The sequence below is a fragment of the Vibrio maerlii genome (assembly GCF_003415655.1).
Taxonomy (GTDB): domain Bacteria; phylum Pseudomonadota; class Gammaproteobacteria; order Enterobacterales; family Vibrionaceae; genus Vibrio; species Vibrio maerlii.
In genome coordinates, this window is sequence record NZ_QRHC01000004.1 from 454,652 (window position 1) to 470,921 (window position 16,270).

Sequence of the window (16,270 nt, forward strand, 5' to 3'; positions counted from 1 at the left end):
AATCTAAAGCAGCAAAATATATATTGTTTTTGACGATTTGACACTTTTGAGGGGAACTTTAGATTTATTGACCATACAAATGTGATAAGCGTCAACATTTAAAGGAGTTCCATACCGTTAAAAATATAGAATGGCTCCCCGTATGATATTGATGGATATCACACCCCATGTTTCATTAAACTTTCTGATAATTACACTCTGCCTGCATAGCTTAAGACTATAAATGTCTAGTATTCAGGCAAAAGAAAAGGCGAGCCTATCGCTCACCTTATATTTGATTACATTAATTATGATATTAATTGGCTAAAGTAATCTTATTCAACTTCATATCATCTGCCGTTTTCCACTGATACACGACTTCTTTTATCCCTGTACCATCTGGGCTTTTCCAAATCCCTTCACTCGACTGTACACCACCAATCTGTTCGTAGAACTTCATCGCTTGTTCATTCCCTTGCAAAACCTCTAAATACAAACCCGAGCCTGTAAAATAGTTATCGACCCAATCACATAAGCCCGTCAATAGCTGCTGGCCTACTCCTCGCCCCTGGCATTCTGGCAGAACATGAAGATTGTCGATCAAGGTCCCACGCTCGACATCATGATTGCCGTAAGCACACACGAAGCCACACAGCTTGTCGTTCTCTTCTGCTAACAGCACAAACTCATTAAAAGAGGGATTGATAAGGCGGGTTTGCCATAACACGCTGCGATCATCATCAACCTCGTGCTCTAGGTAATCTTGAGAAAGGATATTGTTGTAGTAACGCTTCCAGCTTTGCGCGTGAAGTTCGGCAATACGCTGATAATCCTTATATTCAGCTAGTCTAAATTCCATTTAATAGTCCTTAAATCCATTAAGGTAGTAAGTTAACACATTTCATACTACATACTGTTAACAAGAAAGCCAATATTGCTACTCACATTTTTACACTTATTGTTTTGACTTACAGGTGTGCGCTGATATTCTAGCGCACAACTGTTAGCCCAAAGGTAAGTTTTCAATGGAAATGCACTCTAAATCTGAAGGAAATGGCAAGCCACCTATCATCTGGCTTAACGTCTTTGTCTTCGTTTCTACTCTTTTAATCGCTCTTATCGCTGTGCCTTGGTACGGCTTCGAACACGGATACAGCAGTGAGCACTGGGTTTGGCTATTGATTACCTTCAGCTTCTGTAACCTGTCTATTACTGCTGGTTATCACCGCCTGTGGTCACACAAAGCATTTGAGGCGAACTCCGTGCTCCGTGCTATCTTTGCCTTAGGCGGCGCATTCGCAATGCAAAACAGTGCTCTGCATTGGTCTTCTGATCACCGTATCCACCACAAGCACGTTGATAATAATGATAAAGACCCGTATTCGGCGAAACGTGGCTTTTGGTTCAGCCATATTGGTTGGATGATTCGCGAATACAGCATGAACCCTTATGAGAACTACAAGAACTGTCGTGATCTTCAACGTGACAAGATCTTGATGTGGCAGCACAAGTATTACTTAGCTTTAATGCTTGCGATGAACTTCGGTATCCCTATCGCGCTTGGCCTCATTTATAACGACCTGTTGGGCATGATTCTGATTGTGGGTGTTTTGCGTCTTGTGCTGAGTCATCACACTACCTTCTTTATTAACTCTCTTGCTCACATCTGGGGTAAGCAAACCTATACCGATAAGAACACAGCACGAGATAACGGTATCTTGGCGATCTTTACTTTTGGCGAGGGTTACCACAACTATCATCATATTTTTGAGCACGACTACCGTAATGGCATCCAATGGTGGCAGTATGACCCAACAAAATGGTTCATTAAGGCATGCTCATGGCTGAAGCTAACAAGTAACCTTAAGGTCGCACCGCCCGCTAAAGTTGAACAAGCTCGCGCACAGATGCAGTTGAAACTAACGAAAGACAAGGTCTCTGCCCTACCCAACGGTCAATACATCGCATCTAAGTTGCAAGATGAGTTTAATACCCTGTCAAAGCAACTCAATGAGTACTATGCACTAAAAAAAGAATTGCTAGAGAAGAAGCGTTGCAAGCTGCAAAAGCAGTACGAGCTCTCTTTATTAAAACTGCAAATTGAACAAATGAAGGTGAAGTTACAACAGCAGCGTAAGGAGTGGTCGCAACTAACGGCACAATACGCTTAATCGATTTTCCTTTTTATCAATAGCAAATAGAGCCTGATCTTATCAGGCTCTATTTTTTGTCCTCTATATAGAGGCTGTAAACATAGAAACTAGAAACAAAAAAGCTTTAGACAAAAAAAAGCCCACTCAGCTTATGTATTAAAGAACATAAAACTGAGTGGGCTGGCTTAAGGTCTGTTTGACTTGGTTAACATCTATTGGAAAGGGGGTGAGCCTCCAGATCTGTCACCTTTATCGGTTCTAAGCCTAAGACTACCAAATAAACAAATCTAGCAACTGATTGCCATTGAACTTCGTTAGGTAAGCTCAACACCAGTCATCAATGGCTAGTTTGTCTCCTTGACATTGGTATTCATGAAAATTGTTTAAGCTAAAGTCATTCCTAGCTTGATGGTGTTTGCTATATTTCTCGCCGAACGTGTTAGGTTAAATTCCGCTTCTTCTAGCACCTGAGCTAAAGGTTGAGGCGAACGTACGGTACCGAACACACTCTCCAATGCATGGTACAAACCATCGACTTCTTTACCTAGCGATCCTGCAATACCAACCACTGGAATACCCTTTGCCTGCGCACGTTTCGCAACGCCGTAAGGGGTTTTACCTTGGAGGGTTTGATTATCCATCTGCCCTTCGCCGGTAATCACCAGCGTGGCGTTTTCTAGAATCTCATCAAAGCAAAGCGTATCTAAAACCATCTCAATACCTGGTTTGATCTGCACATTAAACGCAAGACTCAATCCCATAGGCGTGCCACCCGCGGCGCCAAACCCCGGCGTATTAATCGAATTAATGCCAGTTAGCGCCTCACCTTTTGATGCAAGGTTCGCTAACGCTTTATCTAATAGCTCAACATCTTGTTCGCTCGCCCCTTTTTGGGGGCCAAAGATTGCACTTGCACCGTTGTTACCACAAAGTGGGTTATCAACATCGCACGCAATCACGAACTCAACATCCTTACAACGAGGATGAAGCTCAGAAAACTCAATAGAGGCTAGCTCATTCAGTGCAGCACCACCATTAGCAATAGTATTTCCTTCATTATCTAGTAGCTTTCCACCAAGCGCCTTGAGAATACCTGCGCCACCATCGTTGGTTGCACTGCCACCAAGGCCGATAATGATCTTCTCTACGCCTTTATCCAGTGCTTCACGAATTACAAGGCCAGTACCAAACGTGCTCGCCTCTAACACTCGACGGGTTTCAGGTGCAATCAAATCGATACCCGATGCCGCAGCAACTTCAATTAATGCCGTCTTTCCGTTATCGAGAAGAGCCCACATTGCTTCAACAGACTCACCTAACGCATTCTCTACGTTTGAATATTGCTTCTCGCCTTTCAAGCCTTGCATCAATACTTCAACCGTCCCTTCGCCACCATCAGCCAAAGGCACTTTTACATATTCAGCTTGTGGAAATACTTGAGAAAAACCATTCTCAATAGCTGTAGCGACAGCCATAGCATCAAGGGATTCTTTAAATGAGTCAGGAGCGATTACGATCTTCATGAGAGCTCTCTTTTTATGTGATTTGTCTGGTTTAGAACAGTTAGACGTTTAGCAAAAGACATAAATAGGTCAACGATATCTTTTGATAAATATCTAGAATTGGAAAATCAGCCCCACTTTCATGGGGCTGGTGACTAAGATTGAAAAGCACTGAGGTTTACGAAAACAGATTTTTCTCCATTCTCAGTGCACTAATCCTAGCTTTCTAGCTTTCTAGCTTTCTAGCTTTCTAGCTTTAAAATTTAACTTTAAAGCTCTTAGCTGCACAAGATTTTAGCTGACCGAATGATTCTGAGCTTACTTGAGTGTCTAGCTCACGCTCATCCATACCAACTTCTGTCCAAGAAGTGACTGCTTTAGCGAACTTAACACCGTCTTCGATTGCACCCTGCTCTACTGGGTTGTACACACGAATGATCAGTGCATCATCATCTTCTGCCTTTTTCAGCACACTCAGTACTGCACCTTTCTGCTCTTTCTCTAGCAAGCTATAAGTAAGAGGAAGATTTTGCTCACCAACGTTTAGCTTCATCGCGTTGTAAGGAATCTTGTTGTAAACGCTGATAGGTGTGACATTGTCACGCGCCTCTGCCATTACATTTGCTTCAATGTGGTTGCCGGCGAAGCCAAACAATGCAAACTCACAAACAATCTTGCCGCGTACTTGCGAATCTGGTGTTGGGATCTTGATACCAGACGGACGACCCGGACGAAGAAGCAGTTCTTCTTTACCCAGAACACCGATACCACGGAACAGTGTCAGAGCAAATGTGTCACGCTGCTCACCTTCTTTCGCAATAACTTCAAACTCGCGAAGGCCGTTAGTCATGATCGCCATGCCCGCTTTACCGTTTTCTAGCGCTGCAAAGTTCATTAGCTGGTAAACAGGAACTGGCGCTTCTTTCCACTTCTCTTGTTCCCAAACTTCCATTGCTGCATCGTCAGTGGTACGAGTAATCAAACCGAATTGGTTATCCGCAACAACATGCTCTGTCACTAAGTTGGTAGGAATCAAAGCACGAACGCGGTGGTCGTCTGCTTGGTTATCAAGTTCCATACGTACTTCGATACGACGAGTGCCTTGTTTTAAGATAACTTGGCAATCTACATCCACATAACCCGCTTGGTTTGTACGCTCTTCACGAGATTGTAGGTTCTCTGGTACATCCATACGCAGCTTGATACTTGCTACCGATTGGAAACCTTCGTGCTTGATGTTCGTTTCTGCTTTGAACTCATCAGAGTAGATTAGCCACTCTTTACGAGATGGAGAGTAATCGTACTCATCACCGTCATCAGAGCCATCTTCTAGACGAAGTACTTGGTCGAACGTCTCTTCTGTTTCTTTATCGAAGATCGTTAGTGTGCCGTTGTCGTTAACCTTGATGCTGTAGAACTCATTCTCCATCACACGATCGGTTTCTAACAGTGCATTTTGCTCTGCAACTTTTACTGCACCCTTCTCGTTACCCTGGATGTGTAACGTAGTGAAGCCCATTGCCGGCACTGCATACTTGATTTGGATGTCGTATTCTACAAATGGGTCATAGTTACCGTAGTGAACGATCTGACGGTCAATCTTACCTGGGTCGATAATGCGTTGATCTTGGATGAAGTACTCAACCTTGTTGCCATTGTCATCAAAGATGTTGAACTCATTCGCACGGATAGTGATGGTTGTGTTGATCACTTCTTCACGCTCGTATGGAGACAGGTTGAAGAATGCTAGTTTGTCACAACCTTCACGCGCTGGCATGTGGTCAACGATCTTACGCTTGTAGAAGTTGATGAGGTTTGTCGCCATGTCGTCCGCTAGGATGTAACGGTTTAGGATCTCAGCGTGAACCTTGTCAGAACAGCAGCAACCAATAGAATCGTGAGCGTGGTTCTTCATGCTCTCTTTCCACATTTTCTCGATCAGACCGTGGTGGTATTCAAAACCTAGTGTCCAAGCGATTGATGCTAGAGGCTCAAGGATGTTTACAATCTTGTTTTCAACTTCAGCGTGAATCAGTTTGATGTCCATACGAGTTGAAGAGATCGTACGGTGAACACGCATATATTTACCGTCGTTAAACTCACCTTTGATCGTATCTAGGTTGTCACGCTCTTCACGAATGCGGTCAAACACTTCTTCAAAGCGGCTCATTACGAACTCACGATCTGGGTAGATTTCACGAAGCTTTTCCATCACCTCAAAGATGTTGTTTTGAATTGGCATCTGATCGTGGCCGTTTGGTAGCAAGATGTCTTTAGTTACAGACGGCTTCTCTAATACAGGGAAGTACTTGTCTAGACGAGCACGAAGACCTTCTTCATCTTCTGGAAGGTATTTACCAATCGCGTAACCAAGAGGAAGTACTTGCGCCATCACCTCTGAGCCATCATTTGATTGCCATAGGAATTCAGTTTTGTCTGTGCCGTGACGCTCAGAACAACCACGCCAGAACATTGCTGTATCGATACCAAAACCGTTGTAGATCATTGGTAGTTGCGAGCTCATAGAGAATGAATCTGGTAGGTAACCAATCTTCATTGGCTCACCAAACTGTAGACAGTCACGGATACCATACATCATGTTACGTACGATAGACTCACCAGATACTTGCATAGTGTCTGTTTGAGAATACCAAGGACCGATGATCAGCTTACCAGCCTGAACCAGTGATTTAACACGTTCTAGATTCTCTGGCTTGATTGCGAAGTAGTCTTCTAGTACCGCTGTTTGACCGTCAAGAACATAGTATTTGTACTCTGGATCGTTCTCCAGACGTTGCATGATTTCTTCCATGTTGTTCACAAGAAGAATACGAGACTCTTCTGTTGTGAAATACCATTCACGGTCCCAGTGCATGTGAGGAGTAATGTGAACGCGAGATGTAGTCATAATCGTGTACCTAATGATGATGCCGTTCTCTGCTGGTGATTTATTATGAGTCCAACAAAGAATGTGTTCGAAAAATTTTTTCAATATCAAGGAGTTTTTTATCAGGGCATCTACCTAGATGCCCTGTATATCTATTTATTATTTTGCTTGGGTTTAGTTTTGAGTCGCTACTTGCGCCTCAAATTTGCCCTTTTTTACTGCATGGGCTCTCCATGCTAGTAGTGTGATTGTTGAGATTGCAGTACCAATAATCGCTGCACCGAACCAGATAGCTGCTGCTGTAAACGCACCCAGACCTGAATCGTGTAGTAGGAAGATTGAGAAGATACCCGCACCCGGAGTTGATAGACCGATACCTGCTGCGCCAATCATTGCACCTGTTACTACTGAACCTAGTAGGAATGAGCCGATAACGCGGATTGGGTCTTCAATCGCCATTGGGATTGCACCCTCAGTGATACCCGCTAGACCTAGCAACCAAGTTGATTTACCCGTTTCAATTTCAAAGTCTTTAAATAGACGCGGAGCAATCATAGTAGAAGCGGTTACAGTGAACGCTGATACCATTTTTACTGAACCGAAGATTGCGTAAGGGCCGTAGACACCGTTTGCCATCGCACCTAGACAGAATGCGTAAGCCGCTTTGTTTACTGGACCACCTAAGTCGAAAGATACGAATAGACCGATGACTGCACCGAGTAGAAGTGCGTTAGTACCAGACATACCGTTCAACCAATCTGTTAGGCCTTGGTTCAACCATGCTACTGGCTTACCAATGACAAACAGCATTAGAGAACCTGCTACCAAAGTACCGATTACCGGGTAAAGGTAGAATGTTAGGAAACCATTGAATGCAGGAGAAAGGCGAACGTTCTCTTTAACCCAGCGCATTACGTAACCAGCGATAAGACCGCCAACTACACCACCAAGGAAACCTGAACCGATAAGGTTTGCGGCAATACCCGCTGCAAAACCAGGACCTAACGCCGGTTTATCCGCTAGAGAGTAAGCCGTGTATGCAGCAAGTACTGGCACCATTAGCGTACCCAGTAGACCACCACCTAGCTTACGGTACATCCAAAGCCAAGAACCGTCTGTCGCGTAAAGATCTTGAAGCTCAAAAATTTGTGCAATCAGGACTGCAACTGCGAGTACCGTACCACCTGCAACAATCAACGGAACTGCGTAAGAGATACCAGATAAAAGTGCTTGTTTTAGTTCTGTCTTAAGAGGTAGCTTTTTCGGCTTATCGCTTGTAGCAACCGCTGCGTCTGCACTGCGACCCGCTTTACCCGCTTCGATAGCTTCGTTTAGGATGCGCTCAGAGTGTTTAATCGGCTCTGCTACTGGCACTTCAACACGTGGAATGCCATTGAAACGCTCAAGTTCTTTAATCGCAACTTCTGCTGCAAATACTACTGCTGTTGCGTTGTTCAGCTGTTCAGCAGTCAGGCGATCTTCAATACCATTCGCGCCTTGTTTTTCCACATGAACTTTGTAGCCTAATTTTTTACCTGTTTTTTCAAGGTATTCAGCTGCCATGTAAGTGTGAGCAATACCTGCTGGGCATGCTGTTACAGCAATGATAGTCGGAGCATCTTCAGCAACGGTTTCTTCTGTTGCTTGCGCTTGTTCTTCTTGACCACCAAGCAGTTGCATAATTTGTTCTACATTTGTCGCATTCAGAACTGCTTCACGTACATCATCATCAACCAGTGTGGTTGTTAGTTCTGTAAGCAGGTGCATGTGCGTAGAGCCCGCTTCTGCATTTGGAATCGCAATAAGGAAGATAAGATTTACGTCTTCGTCTTCATCCAGACCTTTCCATTTAAGGTCTTGTTTTAGTGTTGCAACGGCGAATGCTGCTTCTTTTACCGCATCTGTTTTACCGTGAGGTACCGCAAGGCCTTCGCCTAGAGCCGTTGGCCCTTGTTCTTCACGTGCAAATACAGCTTGTAGGTACTCGTCTTTATTGTGTAGCTTGCCTTGTTGATCTAATTGTTCGGCAAGTGCGCGGATTGCTTCATCACGGCTTGCAAACGTTGTTTGCAGGTTGATGAGCGACGCATTAGTGAGCTGTGTTAGTTTCATAACCTTTGTCCCATTGTCACAAAATATGTTCACGAATTGTTGTCATAAACAACTGGCGACAATAATACCTATTAAATACAAATAAAACGTGACAAATATCTCATTAATCCAATTTTATGTATTAAAGTTGTATTGAATTAATTTGTATCCATTTAATTCAATCACTTGTCATATCGCATATAATACGTATCATACAAATACATTCTAAGAAAAATTGCTTAACACTAAGTCTAGCGACTAACTGCCCATTAAGTATTGAGCTAGGCACATAATGATGATTCCGAGGTATCAATGGCTCGTCTACCGATGTACAGACAAATTGCCGACACAATTCGCTATAAGATCAGTGAAGGTGAATATAAAGCAGGTGAAGCCCTGCCAACTGAAGCTCAACTAAGGCAAGAGTTTGATGTAAGCCGTGTGACGGTTCGTCAGGCACTTAAGTTATTGATCGAGAATGGCGAGCTAGAGAGCATTCAAGGCAGTGGCACCTATGTTAAAGAGAACAAGGTTAACTACGATATCTACCGCCAGACGAGCTTCGATGAGAAATGGGCTCACTTAAACGTAGCCACGCACAGTGAGGTTATTGCATTTGAGATCTCTCAAGCCAACCTAACGATGGCAGAGCACCTTGATATTGAAGAGAATGAGCGAATCATCTACGTAAAGCGCGTTCGATTTCTAGAAGATAACCCAATCACGGTTGAAGAAACTTGGTTGCCTTTAAGTTTGTTCCCTGATCTGTCATACAACGTGATGCAAAAATCAAAGTATGACTATATTGAGAACCAGAAAGGTCTCGTTATTGACCGCAGTGAACAAGAGATCATCCCTGTGCATCCACCTGAAGATGTATCAGAGTTGTTAGGTATTGATCCTAACCAACCGATTATCGAAAAGCGGACTCGTGGCTATTTGTCTGATGACACAGTATTTGAATATAGCCGCAACTATTTTAAATCGAGTGACTACAAGTTCACGCTTGTCGCTAAACGTCACTCTTCATAGAGCTTAGTCTTCATAAAGCTTAGTCTTCACAATACCCCCTCTTTATAAGAGCCTCCTTCAAAAAGCCACCTCTGTCATTGAGGTGGTAAATGCACTATGTTGCATTTTAGTCCCTGTTTTTAATGGCCATTAACAACTCAGAACCTTAGCGTCAACATCAGTAGCACATCAATTACACAAAATATTTATCTACCTTTATCATCAAAACTAATTTTTTGTTTTAGATCATCACTCAGTTGAGTAGTTAGTGTGCTGCTTTGGTAAATTTTGTACATTCTCTGACATATTTAGAAACATTTTACAAAATTTCCATTCAAGGGGAGCACCATGTTAGAGCTGTTGATTGGCTTCGTTGTCACAATCGCGGTGGGTTACTTCATCGTCAAAGGTTATCGAGCCGCAGGCGTACTATTAACCGCAGGTATTTTTTTATTATTGTTAACCGGTATTTTGGGTCACACGGTACTGCCGAGCAAAATCGCATCAACGGGTAACTTCGTGACGGATGCGCTTGAGTACGTGAAGTACATGCTCCAGTACCGTGGCGGCGGCTTAGGTATGCAAATCATGCTGCTTTGTGGCTTCGCTTCTTTCATGACCCATATTGGCGCAAATAATGTCGTAGTAAAACAGTTTTCAAAACCTCTTTCCGTCATTAAATCACCATACATTCTTCTCGTGGCGGCATATATTGTGGCGTGTTTGATGTCTCTGGCTGTCAGCTCTGCAACGGGTCTGGGAGTACTATTGATGGCAACCTTATTCCCAATGATGGTTGCGATGGGTATTTCACGCCCAGCAGCCGTTGCGGTTTGTGCATCACCAGCAGCTATCATTCTTTCTCCTACCTCTGGTGATGTGGTTATCGCAGCAGAAAAATCTGGCTTAGCGCTTGATGTCTTTGCAGTGCAAACTGTTCTACCAGTATCAATCAGCGCAATCGCTGTAATGGCAGTGGCGGCTTTCTTCTGGAACAAATACCTAGATAAAAAAGAAAACACACCAATGGAACGCATTGATGTGTCTGAGATTGAAGCAGATGCGCCAGCGTTTTTTGCGGTATTGCCATTCCTGCCGATCATCGGTGTTTTCTTGTTCAACGGCCGCACAATTCCGGGCCTTAGCCTAGACATCTACACCATTGTTGTTGGATCAATCTTCCTTGGTGCGCTAGTGGTGTTATTCACTAACAAGTTTAACGGTAAGAAGGTTCTCGAAGACCTTGAATCTTGCTATGAAGGTATGGCTGACGCATTCAAAGGCGTGGTAATGCTATTAGTAGCGGCAGGCGTTTTTGCTCAAGGCCTAATGTCAATCGGTGCGATTGATAACCTAATTGGTTTGGCGGAAGCTGCAGGCGCTGGTGGTATCGCACTGATGCTAATCCTAACAGGCCTAACCGTTGCTGCTGCAATCGCAACTGGCTCTGGTAATGCGCCATTCTATGCGTTCGTTGAACTGGCTCCTTCATTAGCAGCTAAGATGGGACTAAATCCAGCATTCCTGATTATTCCAATGCTACAAGCTTCGAACCTAGGCCGTACCATTTCTCCGGTATCTGGTGTAATCGTTGCGACTTCAGGTATGGGTAAAATCAGTCCGTTTGAAGTAGTAAAACGTACTTCAGTGCCCGTTATTTGCGGTTTAGTGACTGTGATTGTTGGTACTCTGATTCTTGTTCCAATGGCTGCTTAACCATTACTCTATTGCTATCAAAGCACGATAGATACTTGAAAGGCTCACTTCGGTGAGCCTTTCTTTTAGGTTGAGAATAAAACTAATTAAACTCGTTACCTATGATGAGGTAAAGCGAATCCAGTCCATTCTCAGCACGACCATAAGATAAGAATACAGGACCAATGGGCGTATCTATTCCACTAAAGATGGAACCAGCGCCGATCAAGGGAGCGTCACTTGCATCAGTATCCGCGGTTGACCAAACCCCCCCATACTCAGCGGACGCACCGATATATAGTGGGGTTTTGAACATACCAAAATCATTGTCAAACCAACGGTAACGATAGGTTAAACGACCATAGAGCATATTTGCCCCAACCAGGCTATTTCGCGGTAGACCCGATAAATGATTGAAACCACCGAGTTCGTGAGGGTTAATAGGTAACTCATAGCCATTGGTTTCAGTCAGGCCAATCTCACTATGTGCTATTAAGGTATGCTTCTCGATAGAATAAGCGCCAGTGAGTGTTGAACTAATGGTGTTCACGCGCTCATCAAAGTTCTCATTTTCTCCCATACTTTTCATATCGACATCGTCATAACTCATCTCATATCGCACATCGAACAACACCCCTTTCGTTGGAAGTGCAATATCATCTAATGAATCGTAATTATATTCGGCGAATAGACCCTTGCGTTTATATTCGGTATTGCCGATAGAAGGAATACCCGTCAACTCCAACTTACCAGCAGATAAGAAGCCACCAGCCTCTATACTTTGATAACGACTTGGTTGAAACCCTAGCCCTGCAGCCCAAGAAATATCTTTATAACTTAACGGGAAGTAGTCCATGTCCTTCTCAGGCTCTACTTCTTCTAAGCCATTGCTGGCTATACTTCGTTTGCGGTCACTATAGCCAAGTATAGAACGACCATAGACCTCACTTCTTTCCGAAATCGGGAAATAAAGGTCGGCATCGATCAGTTTATCCGTTCCCAATTCAAAGTTTGTTCTCAACTCTGCACCACTGTCATTCAAGCCTGTAAAATCCGCGGATACCCCAAGACCATATTGGCTCTGAGTATCGAAGTCCTCTTCTAAGAAAAAGCGAAAGTTGAGATAATTTGGCCCCCAACTTTTTTCTTCAAGCTTGAGGTTCAAGATTGACTGACCATTTTTATCTTCTTGGAAGGAATAAGTCACACGTTCAAACTTATCACTAGAGTAAAGGCGACTAATTTTTTCTTCGATCTCTTCGGTACTCAATGCCTCCCCTTCGTCTGATGTCAGTAGTTTTTCAAGTTTCTGATCATTGTAATGACTGATATTGGTTACCGTAATTTCATCAATAACCTTGCCATCAGGGTAGGTAACATTTGGTAATTTCATTGCGATGGTTTGCTTATATCGACGGTAATCAGACTCCGAAATCGACAAGCTACTAAGCGTTTCTTTCTGCTGCATCGCCGTCACATAGCCCTCTTGATAGGCTTGAGGCATCGCACTGAAGTCAGTAGTTTCGATTTGACCAACCGCAGGGTTTAGAAGAATATCGTTGTCGCTCAGGTTGTTGATCTGATCTTGAGTGCTTCGACGGACGAGGTAATTGGACAGTTGAGAGCCTACATCAAACAACGTATTTATCTCGTCTTTCGTTTTGTAGTCCGAACTAATATCAACTGCGATGACCACATCAGCACCCAGTTCTTTAGCAAGATCGACTGGCATATTATTAGTGACACCACCGTCAATCAGGAGTCGCCCTTCGATTTCATACGGGGGTAATGCGGCAGGGACTGACATACTTGCCATCATTGCGTCAACGAGGTAGCCACGGTCAAGCACCACCTGTTCCAACGACACAATATCAGTAGCGACTGATCGGTAACGTATAGGAAAATCATCAAAAGATTGAATCCAAGCTGGATTCCCGGTTGTTTGGCGCAAAATCTTCAGCATGTTATGACCAGGAATCGCGGACTTTGGCACCTCAACGCCCTCTTCACTCAACCCTAACCCCGACGTGATTTGATAGCGATCTTCATATTTTTTATCACGGATAGACTTTTCAACCCTTTCAACACCATCTTGGTATCCGCTATACCAGTCTACAGACGTCAAATACCCTTCTATTTCATCAATGCTCTTACCGCTAGAATAAAGACCACCAACGTATGCCCCCATGCTCGTACCGGTAATAATATCAACAGGAATATTCAGCTCTTCTAAAGCTCTTAACACTCCGATGTGCGCTGCCCCTTTTGCCCCACCGCCCGCAAGAACGACCGCGATCGTCGGCCTGTCGTTTTGTGTCGGCGCTTCGTCTTGGGATTTTGCATACAGGGAAGGGGCAAGAAAGAAGCTTAAAATGAGGAATAGCAACGATGGGATGCGCAACATAAAAGACTCACTCGGGTTGGGTTGAAATCAAGAGGTTATACATTGATTAGCTTAGCATAGGCTCCACAACCTATTGAATTTAAATAGTTCATCAAGATTGAGAAACTGTGTCACGAATTCGCAATGATTCTACCGTCCAAAGGATTCATGTATACTCTGCCGAAATGAAACGACTCCAAAGGTGACAAGATGTCTCTTGATTACACATACGAAAGCTTAAAGTCCTTTTCTAGAGACGAACTAGAACAATTCAGCTTAAGAATGATCCATCGACTTATTCCGGAAGAGACCATGACGGAGCTGTTCACCTTCGAGCAAGAAGAAACGGATAGTGACGAGCGCCTGCAATCAGCACAGTTTGATGCCATGTTACGTATGTCTGCCATTGCATTAAGTGAAATCCCGAACGCATTCTCAGAATCAGAAAGTGCGCAGCAGAACATTGAACGTATGAGCCGTCTACTTTTGTGGCACTTTTATGCGATATCTTTCCAGCTTGAGAAAGCCATTCCGCTAGAGGTCCACTGCAATCATGCAGAAACATTGGTGAAGAAAGGCCAAATAGATGTGTTCCAGTGGGTAAAGTCGTTAACTGAGCTCCTCCATACCTATGCAGAAATCAGCGAAAAGTACAACAAATAGAACCTCAAAGCAGCCCAACCCCTGGGCTGTTTTTCTTTTTACTCTTTCCCATCAAAATGTACCCCTAAAGAACTAAATCTTGCTCTAACACTCCAACAAGCCACTGTACGTCTATACTGATTACACCTTCCATTGATTGGTAATACGTATGTATAAAGTGATGATTCTAACTCTCATTATGAGTACTAATTGCCTCGCCGCCGACATTTCAGCCCTTTATGAAACCGAGCAAGAGTTTACGTACGATGATCTGGTGGTCGATGTTAAAGGCTACAAAGTTCCGACACTCGCCGCGTTTAAAGGCTGGATGTTAATGAACCATGCAGAAGATAAAGTGAGAAAGATAGGTAATCATTTTAAAGAGAGAGGTGTAACCAACCAAAACACCATGCCGCTCCATTTAGTCCTCCTACAAGGAACTAACTGGGTGCTCAATGATACCTCAGTATTCACTCTCCCCAACGCCAAGCATATCGATAATATGGCCAACACTCTTCTGTTTGTTCAGAAGTATATAGAACCAGAAATTGGCGTCGTTGTGCCTGTCTCTGGCGAGAGGAACAAATTCTATAACGACACCTCGGGTGGAGCACCAAGCAGCAAACACTTAGAGTTTTGTGCGTTAGATATGGTACCGCTCGAAGATATTAACCGACCAGATTTACATAAAAAGCTTGATAAGATTTGGTCAACTCACGGCAAAGAACATAATGTAGGTCTTGGATTGTATTCTGGGGTACGTTTCCATATCGATACGTGCGGCTTTCGCCGCTGGTGAGTAGAATGTGACCAAACGGTTACTGCTACCTTGTTTAATTGATTGTTAAGTCAATATCAACATTATATAGTACAGAAAACTGTTACTGTAATGAGATGGTCATATGTTACGCCACGTAATGATGGTGAACTGCAGAACCGAGTGTACTTCTACACATATAACAAAGATCGCAAAAGAATTTATGAAGCTGCCTGATTTTATCCCGGGTTTCGCACATATCGAGTGGGGAATCGATGAAGGCATTCAAGACGGAAGCAAAACTCTTTGCCTGTTATTTATCTTCGGCGAAGAAGAAGATAGACAACACTGTTTAAACCACCCTCGATTTATCGCCCTCAACAAGCATATTGAACCAGCGGCAAACTTTGTTCAAAGCTTTCAATATACTCCCCAGTTTTAGCTCTCGCTAAACTCAAAAAACAAAAGAGAAGCAACAGCTTCTCTTTTTACATCGTTCAAATCACAAGTACGTTAGTCTTTGTAAGCGACGCCCATCACTACCTTTCTCGAGCCACTCTTGGTTTCTATCTCAAAGGCTTCAGACACGGTAACTTCATTAAAGCCTACCGAGTAAAGTGATGAAGAAATGCGTTGTTTGGTCATTCCGTATGCAGAATCACTGCCTTCTTCTGAAAGCCAATCCCACTGAACAAAATAACCACCGTTTTCCAGGATTGAGAAAACAATATCCATCACATCTTGGTAATTAGGTAAGAAACTACATACCGACGAAGCGATAACTAAATCAAACTGCTTTCTGAATGCAGGGTGCTGAGCAGCGAGGCCTCTGGATAATACATCGACAACAGGCTCAACATTGTTGAGAGCTTTCTTGTCTAGCTCTTCAATCATCGATTCAGAAGCGTCGAGCGCTACAATACTTTTCGCTTGATCGTTAAGTAATTGGCTAAGCAGTCCGGTGCCACATCCAAAATCTAGAATGTGCTTACCATCGATCGAAGTTATCTGGGTTAGTTGTTCAAACGCAGAGCGAGCGAAGGTGTGTGTTGCTTCATCTTGCTCCCACTCTTCTGCATATTGGTCCCATTCGTTACTCATTGGGGTCTCCATCCCTACTACATAACTGTTTCATCGCACAGATTAAAACAAATCATCAATGAAATCATC

12 protein-coding genes are annotated in these 16,270 nt (G+C 43.6%); 6 read left to right on the forward strand and 6 right to left on the reverse strand.

Translation table 11 applies throughout. The features are described 5' to 3' along the window. Positions 1-295 precede the first annotated feature (295 nt). On the reverse strand, positions 296-838 hold the full coding sequence (locus DPF91_RS09525) for a GNAT family N-acetyltransferase (protein WP_117234170.1): 543 nt from the start codon (positions 836-838) through the stop codon (positions 296-298). A gap of 172 nt (positions 839-1,010) precedes the next feature. Here DPF91_RS09525 and DPF91_RS09530 point away from each other — a divergent pair, with 172 nt between their 5' ends. Beyond that, entirely contained in the window at positions 1,011-2,150 is a 1,140-nt protein-coding gene (locus DPF91_RS09530) for a fatty acid desaturase (RefSeq protein WP_117234231.1), read from the forward strand. A gap of 365 nt (positions 2,151-2,515) precedes the next feature. Here DPF91_RS09530 and DPF91_RS09535 read toward each other — a convergent pair whose 3' ends face one another. The 3 genes from DPF91_RS09535 to mngA all read right to left on the reverse strand — a co-directional run bounded on the left by DPF91_RS09535 (position 2,516) and on the right by mngA (position 8,633). Continuing rightward, positions 2,516-3,655: a glycerate kinase gene (locus DPF91_RS09535; RefSeq protein WP_117234171.1), complete on the reverse strand. Its 1,140-nt coding sequence runs from the start codon at positions 3,653-3,655 to the stop codon at positions 2,516-2,518. Positions 3,656-3,890: 235 nt separating this feature from the next. Beyond that, the gene (gene mngB, locus DPF91_RS09540) at positions 3,891-6,542 is read right to left on the reverse strand and encodes a mannosylglycerate hydrolase (RefSeq protein ID WP_117234172.1); all 2,652 of its coding nucleotides are present in this window, start codon (positions 6,540-6,542) and stop codon (positions 3,891-3,893) included. A gap of 153 nt (positions 6,543-6,695) precedes the next feature. Further along, positions 6,696-8,633 (reverse strand): PTS 2-O-a-mannosyl-D-glycerate transporter subunit IIABC, encoded by a 1,938-nt coding sequence (mngA, locus tag DPF91_RS09545; RefSeq protein WP_117234173.1) that lies wholly within the window; start codon positions 8,631-8,633, stop codon positions 6,696-6,698. Positions 8,634-8,924: 291 nt separating this feature from the next. Here mngA and DPF91_RS09550 point away from each other — a divergent pair, with 291 nt between their 5' ends. After that, entirely contained in the window at positions 8,925-9,644 is a 720-nt protein-coding gene (locus tag DPF91_RS09550) for a GntR family transcriptional regulator (protein ID WP_117234174.1), read from the forward strand. A gap of 327 nt (positions 9,645-9,971) precedes the next feature. Next, positions 9,972-11,339 carry an anaerobic C4-dicarboxylate transporter DcuC gene (gene dcuC / locus DPF91_RS09555; RefSeq protein ID WP_117234175.1) on the forward strand — a complete coding sequence of 456 codons (1,368 nt, stop codon included), beginning with the start codon at positions 9,972-9,974 and terminating at the stop codon, positions 11,337-11,339. A gap of 82 nt (positions 11,340-11,421) precedes the next feature. On the opposite strand, the gene DPF91_RS09560 is transcribed toward dcuC, so the two are convergent. Continuing rightward, positions 11,422-13,722: a patatin-like phospholipase family protein gene (locus DPF91_RS09560; protein WP_117234176.1), complete on the reverse strand. Its 2,301-nt coding sequence runs from the start codon at positions 13,720-13,722 to the stop codon at positions 11,422-11,424. Between the two features lie 189 nt (positions 13,723-13,911). Here DPF91_RS09560 and DPF91_RS09565 point away from each other — a divergent pair, with 189 nt between their 5' ends. From DPF91_RS09565 to DPF91_RS09575, 3 genes are all read left to right on the forward strand, one after another. After that, complete coding sequence (locus tag DPF91_RS09565) at positions 13,912-14,364, forward strand: exoribonuclease R (protein ID WP_117234177.1); 453 nt, start codon at positions 13,912-13,914, stop codon at positions 14,362-14,364. A 148-nt stretch (positions 14,365-14,512) separates the two neighbouring features. Further along, entirely contained in the window at positions 14,513-15,142 is a 630-nt protein-coding gene (locus DPF91_RS09570) for a hypothetical protein (protein ID WP_117234178.1), read from the forward strand. Between the two features lie 103 nt (positions 15,143-15,245). Continuing rightward, a complete protein-coding gene (locus tag DPF91_RS09575; RefSeq protein ID WP_117234179.1) occupies positions 15,246-15,542 on the forward strand; it encodes a Dabb family protein in 297 nt (98 codons plus the stop codon). A 71-nt stretch (positions 15,543-15,613) separates the two neighbouring features. Here DPF91_RS09575 and DPF91_RS09580 read toward each other — a convergent pair whose 3' ends face one another. Further along, entirely contained in the window at positions 15,614-16,201 is a 588-nt protein-coding gene (locus tag DPF91_RS09580) for a class I SAM-dependent DNA methyltransferase (RefSeq protein ID WP_117234180.1), read from the reverse strand. Positions 16,202-16,270 lie beyond the last annotated feature (69 nt).

Coding starts and splice junctions, on each gene's coding strand:
- DPF91_RS09550 (WP_117234174.1), top strand. CDS start 8,925: ATGGCTCGTCTACCGATGTACAGACAAATTGCCGACACAATTCGCTAT.
- DPF91_RS09580 (WP_117234180.1), bottom strand. CDS start 16,201: ATGAGTAACGAATGGGACCAATATGCAGAAGAGTGGGAGCAAGATGAA.
- mngB (WP_117234172.1), bottom strand. CDS start 6,542: ATGACTACATCTCGCGTTCACATTACTCCTCACATGCACTGGGACCGT.
- DPF91_RS09570 (WP_117234178.1), top strand. CDS start 14,513: ATGTATAAAGTGATGATTCTAACTCTCATTATGAGTACTAATTGCCTC.
- DPF91_RS09565 (WP_117234177.1), top strand. CDS start 13,912: ATGTCTCTTGATTACACATACGAAAGCTTAAAGTCCTTTTCTAGAGAC.
- DPF91_RS09575 (WP_117234179.1), top strand. CDS start 15,246: ATGTTACGCCACGTAATGATGGTGAACTGCAGAACCGAGTGTACTTCT.
- DPF91_RS09525 (WP_117234170.1), bottom strand. CDS start 838: ATGGAATTTAGACTAGCTGAATATAAGGATTATCAGCGTATTGCCGAA.
- dcuC (WP_117234175.1), top strand. CDS start 9,972: ATGTTAGAGCTGTTGATTGGCTTCGTTGTCACAATCGCGGTGGGTTAC.
- DPF91_RS09535 (WP_117234171.1), bottom strand. CDS start 3,655: ATGAAGATCGTAATCGCTCCTGACTCATTTAAAGAATCCCTTGATGCT.
- DPF91_RS09560 (WP_117234176.1), bottom strand. CDS start 13,722: ATGTTGCGCATCCCATCGTTGCTATTCCTCATTTTAAGCTTCTTTCTT.
- DPF91_RS09530 (WP_117234231.1), top strand. CDS start 1,011: ATGCACTCTAAATCTGAAGGAAATGGCAAGCCACCTATCATCTGGCTT.
- mngA (WP_117234173.1), bottom strand. CDS start 8,633: ATGAAACTAACACAGCTCACTAATGCGTCGCTCATCAACCTGCAAACA.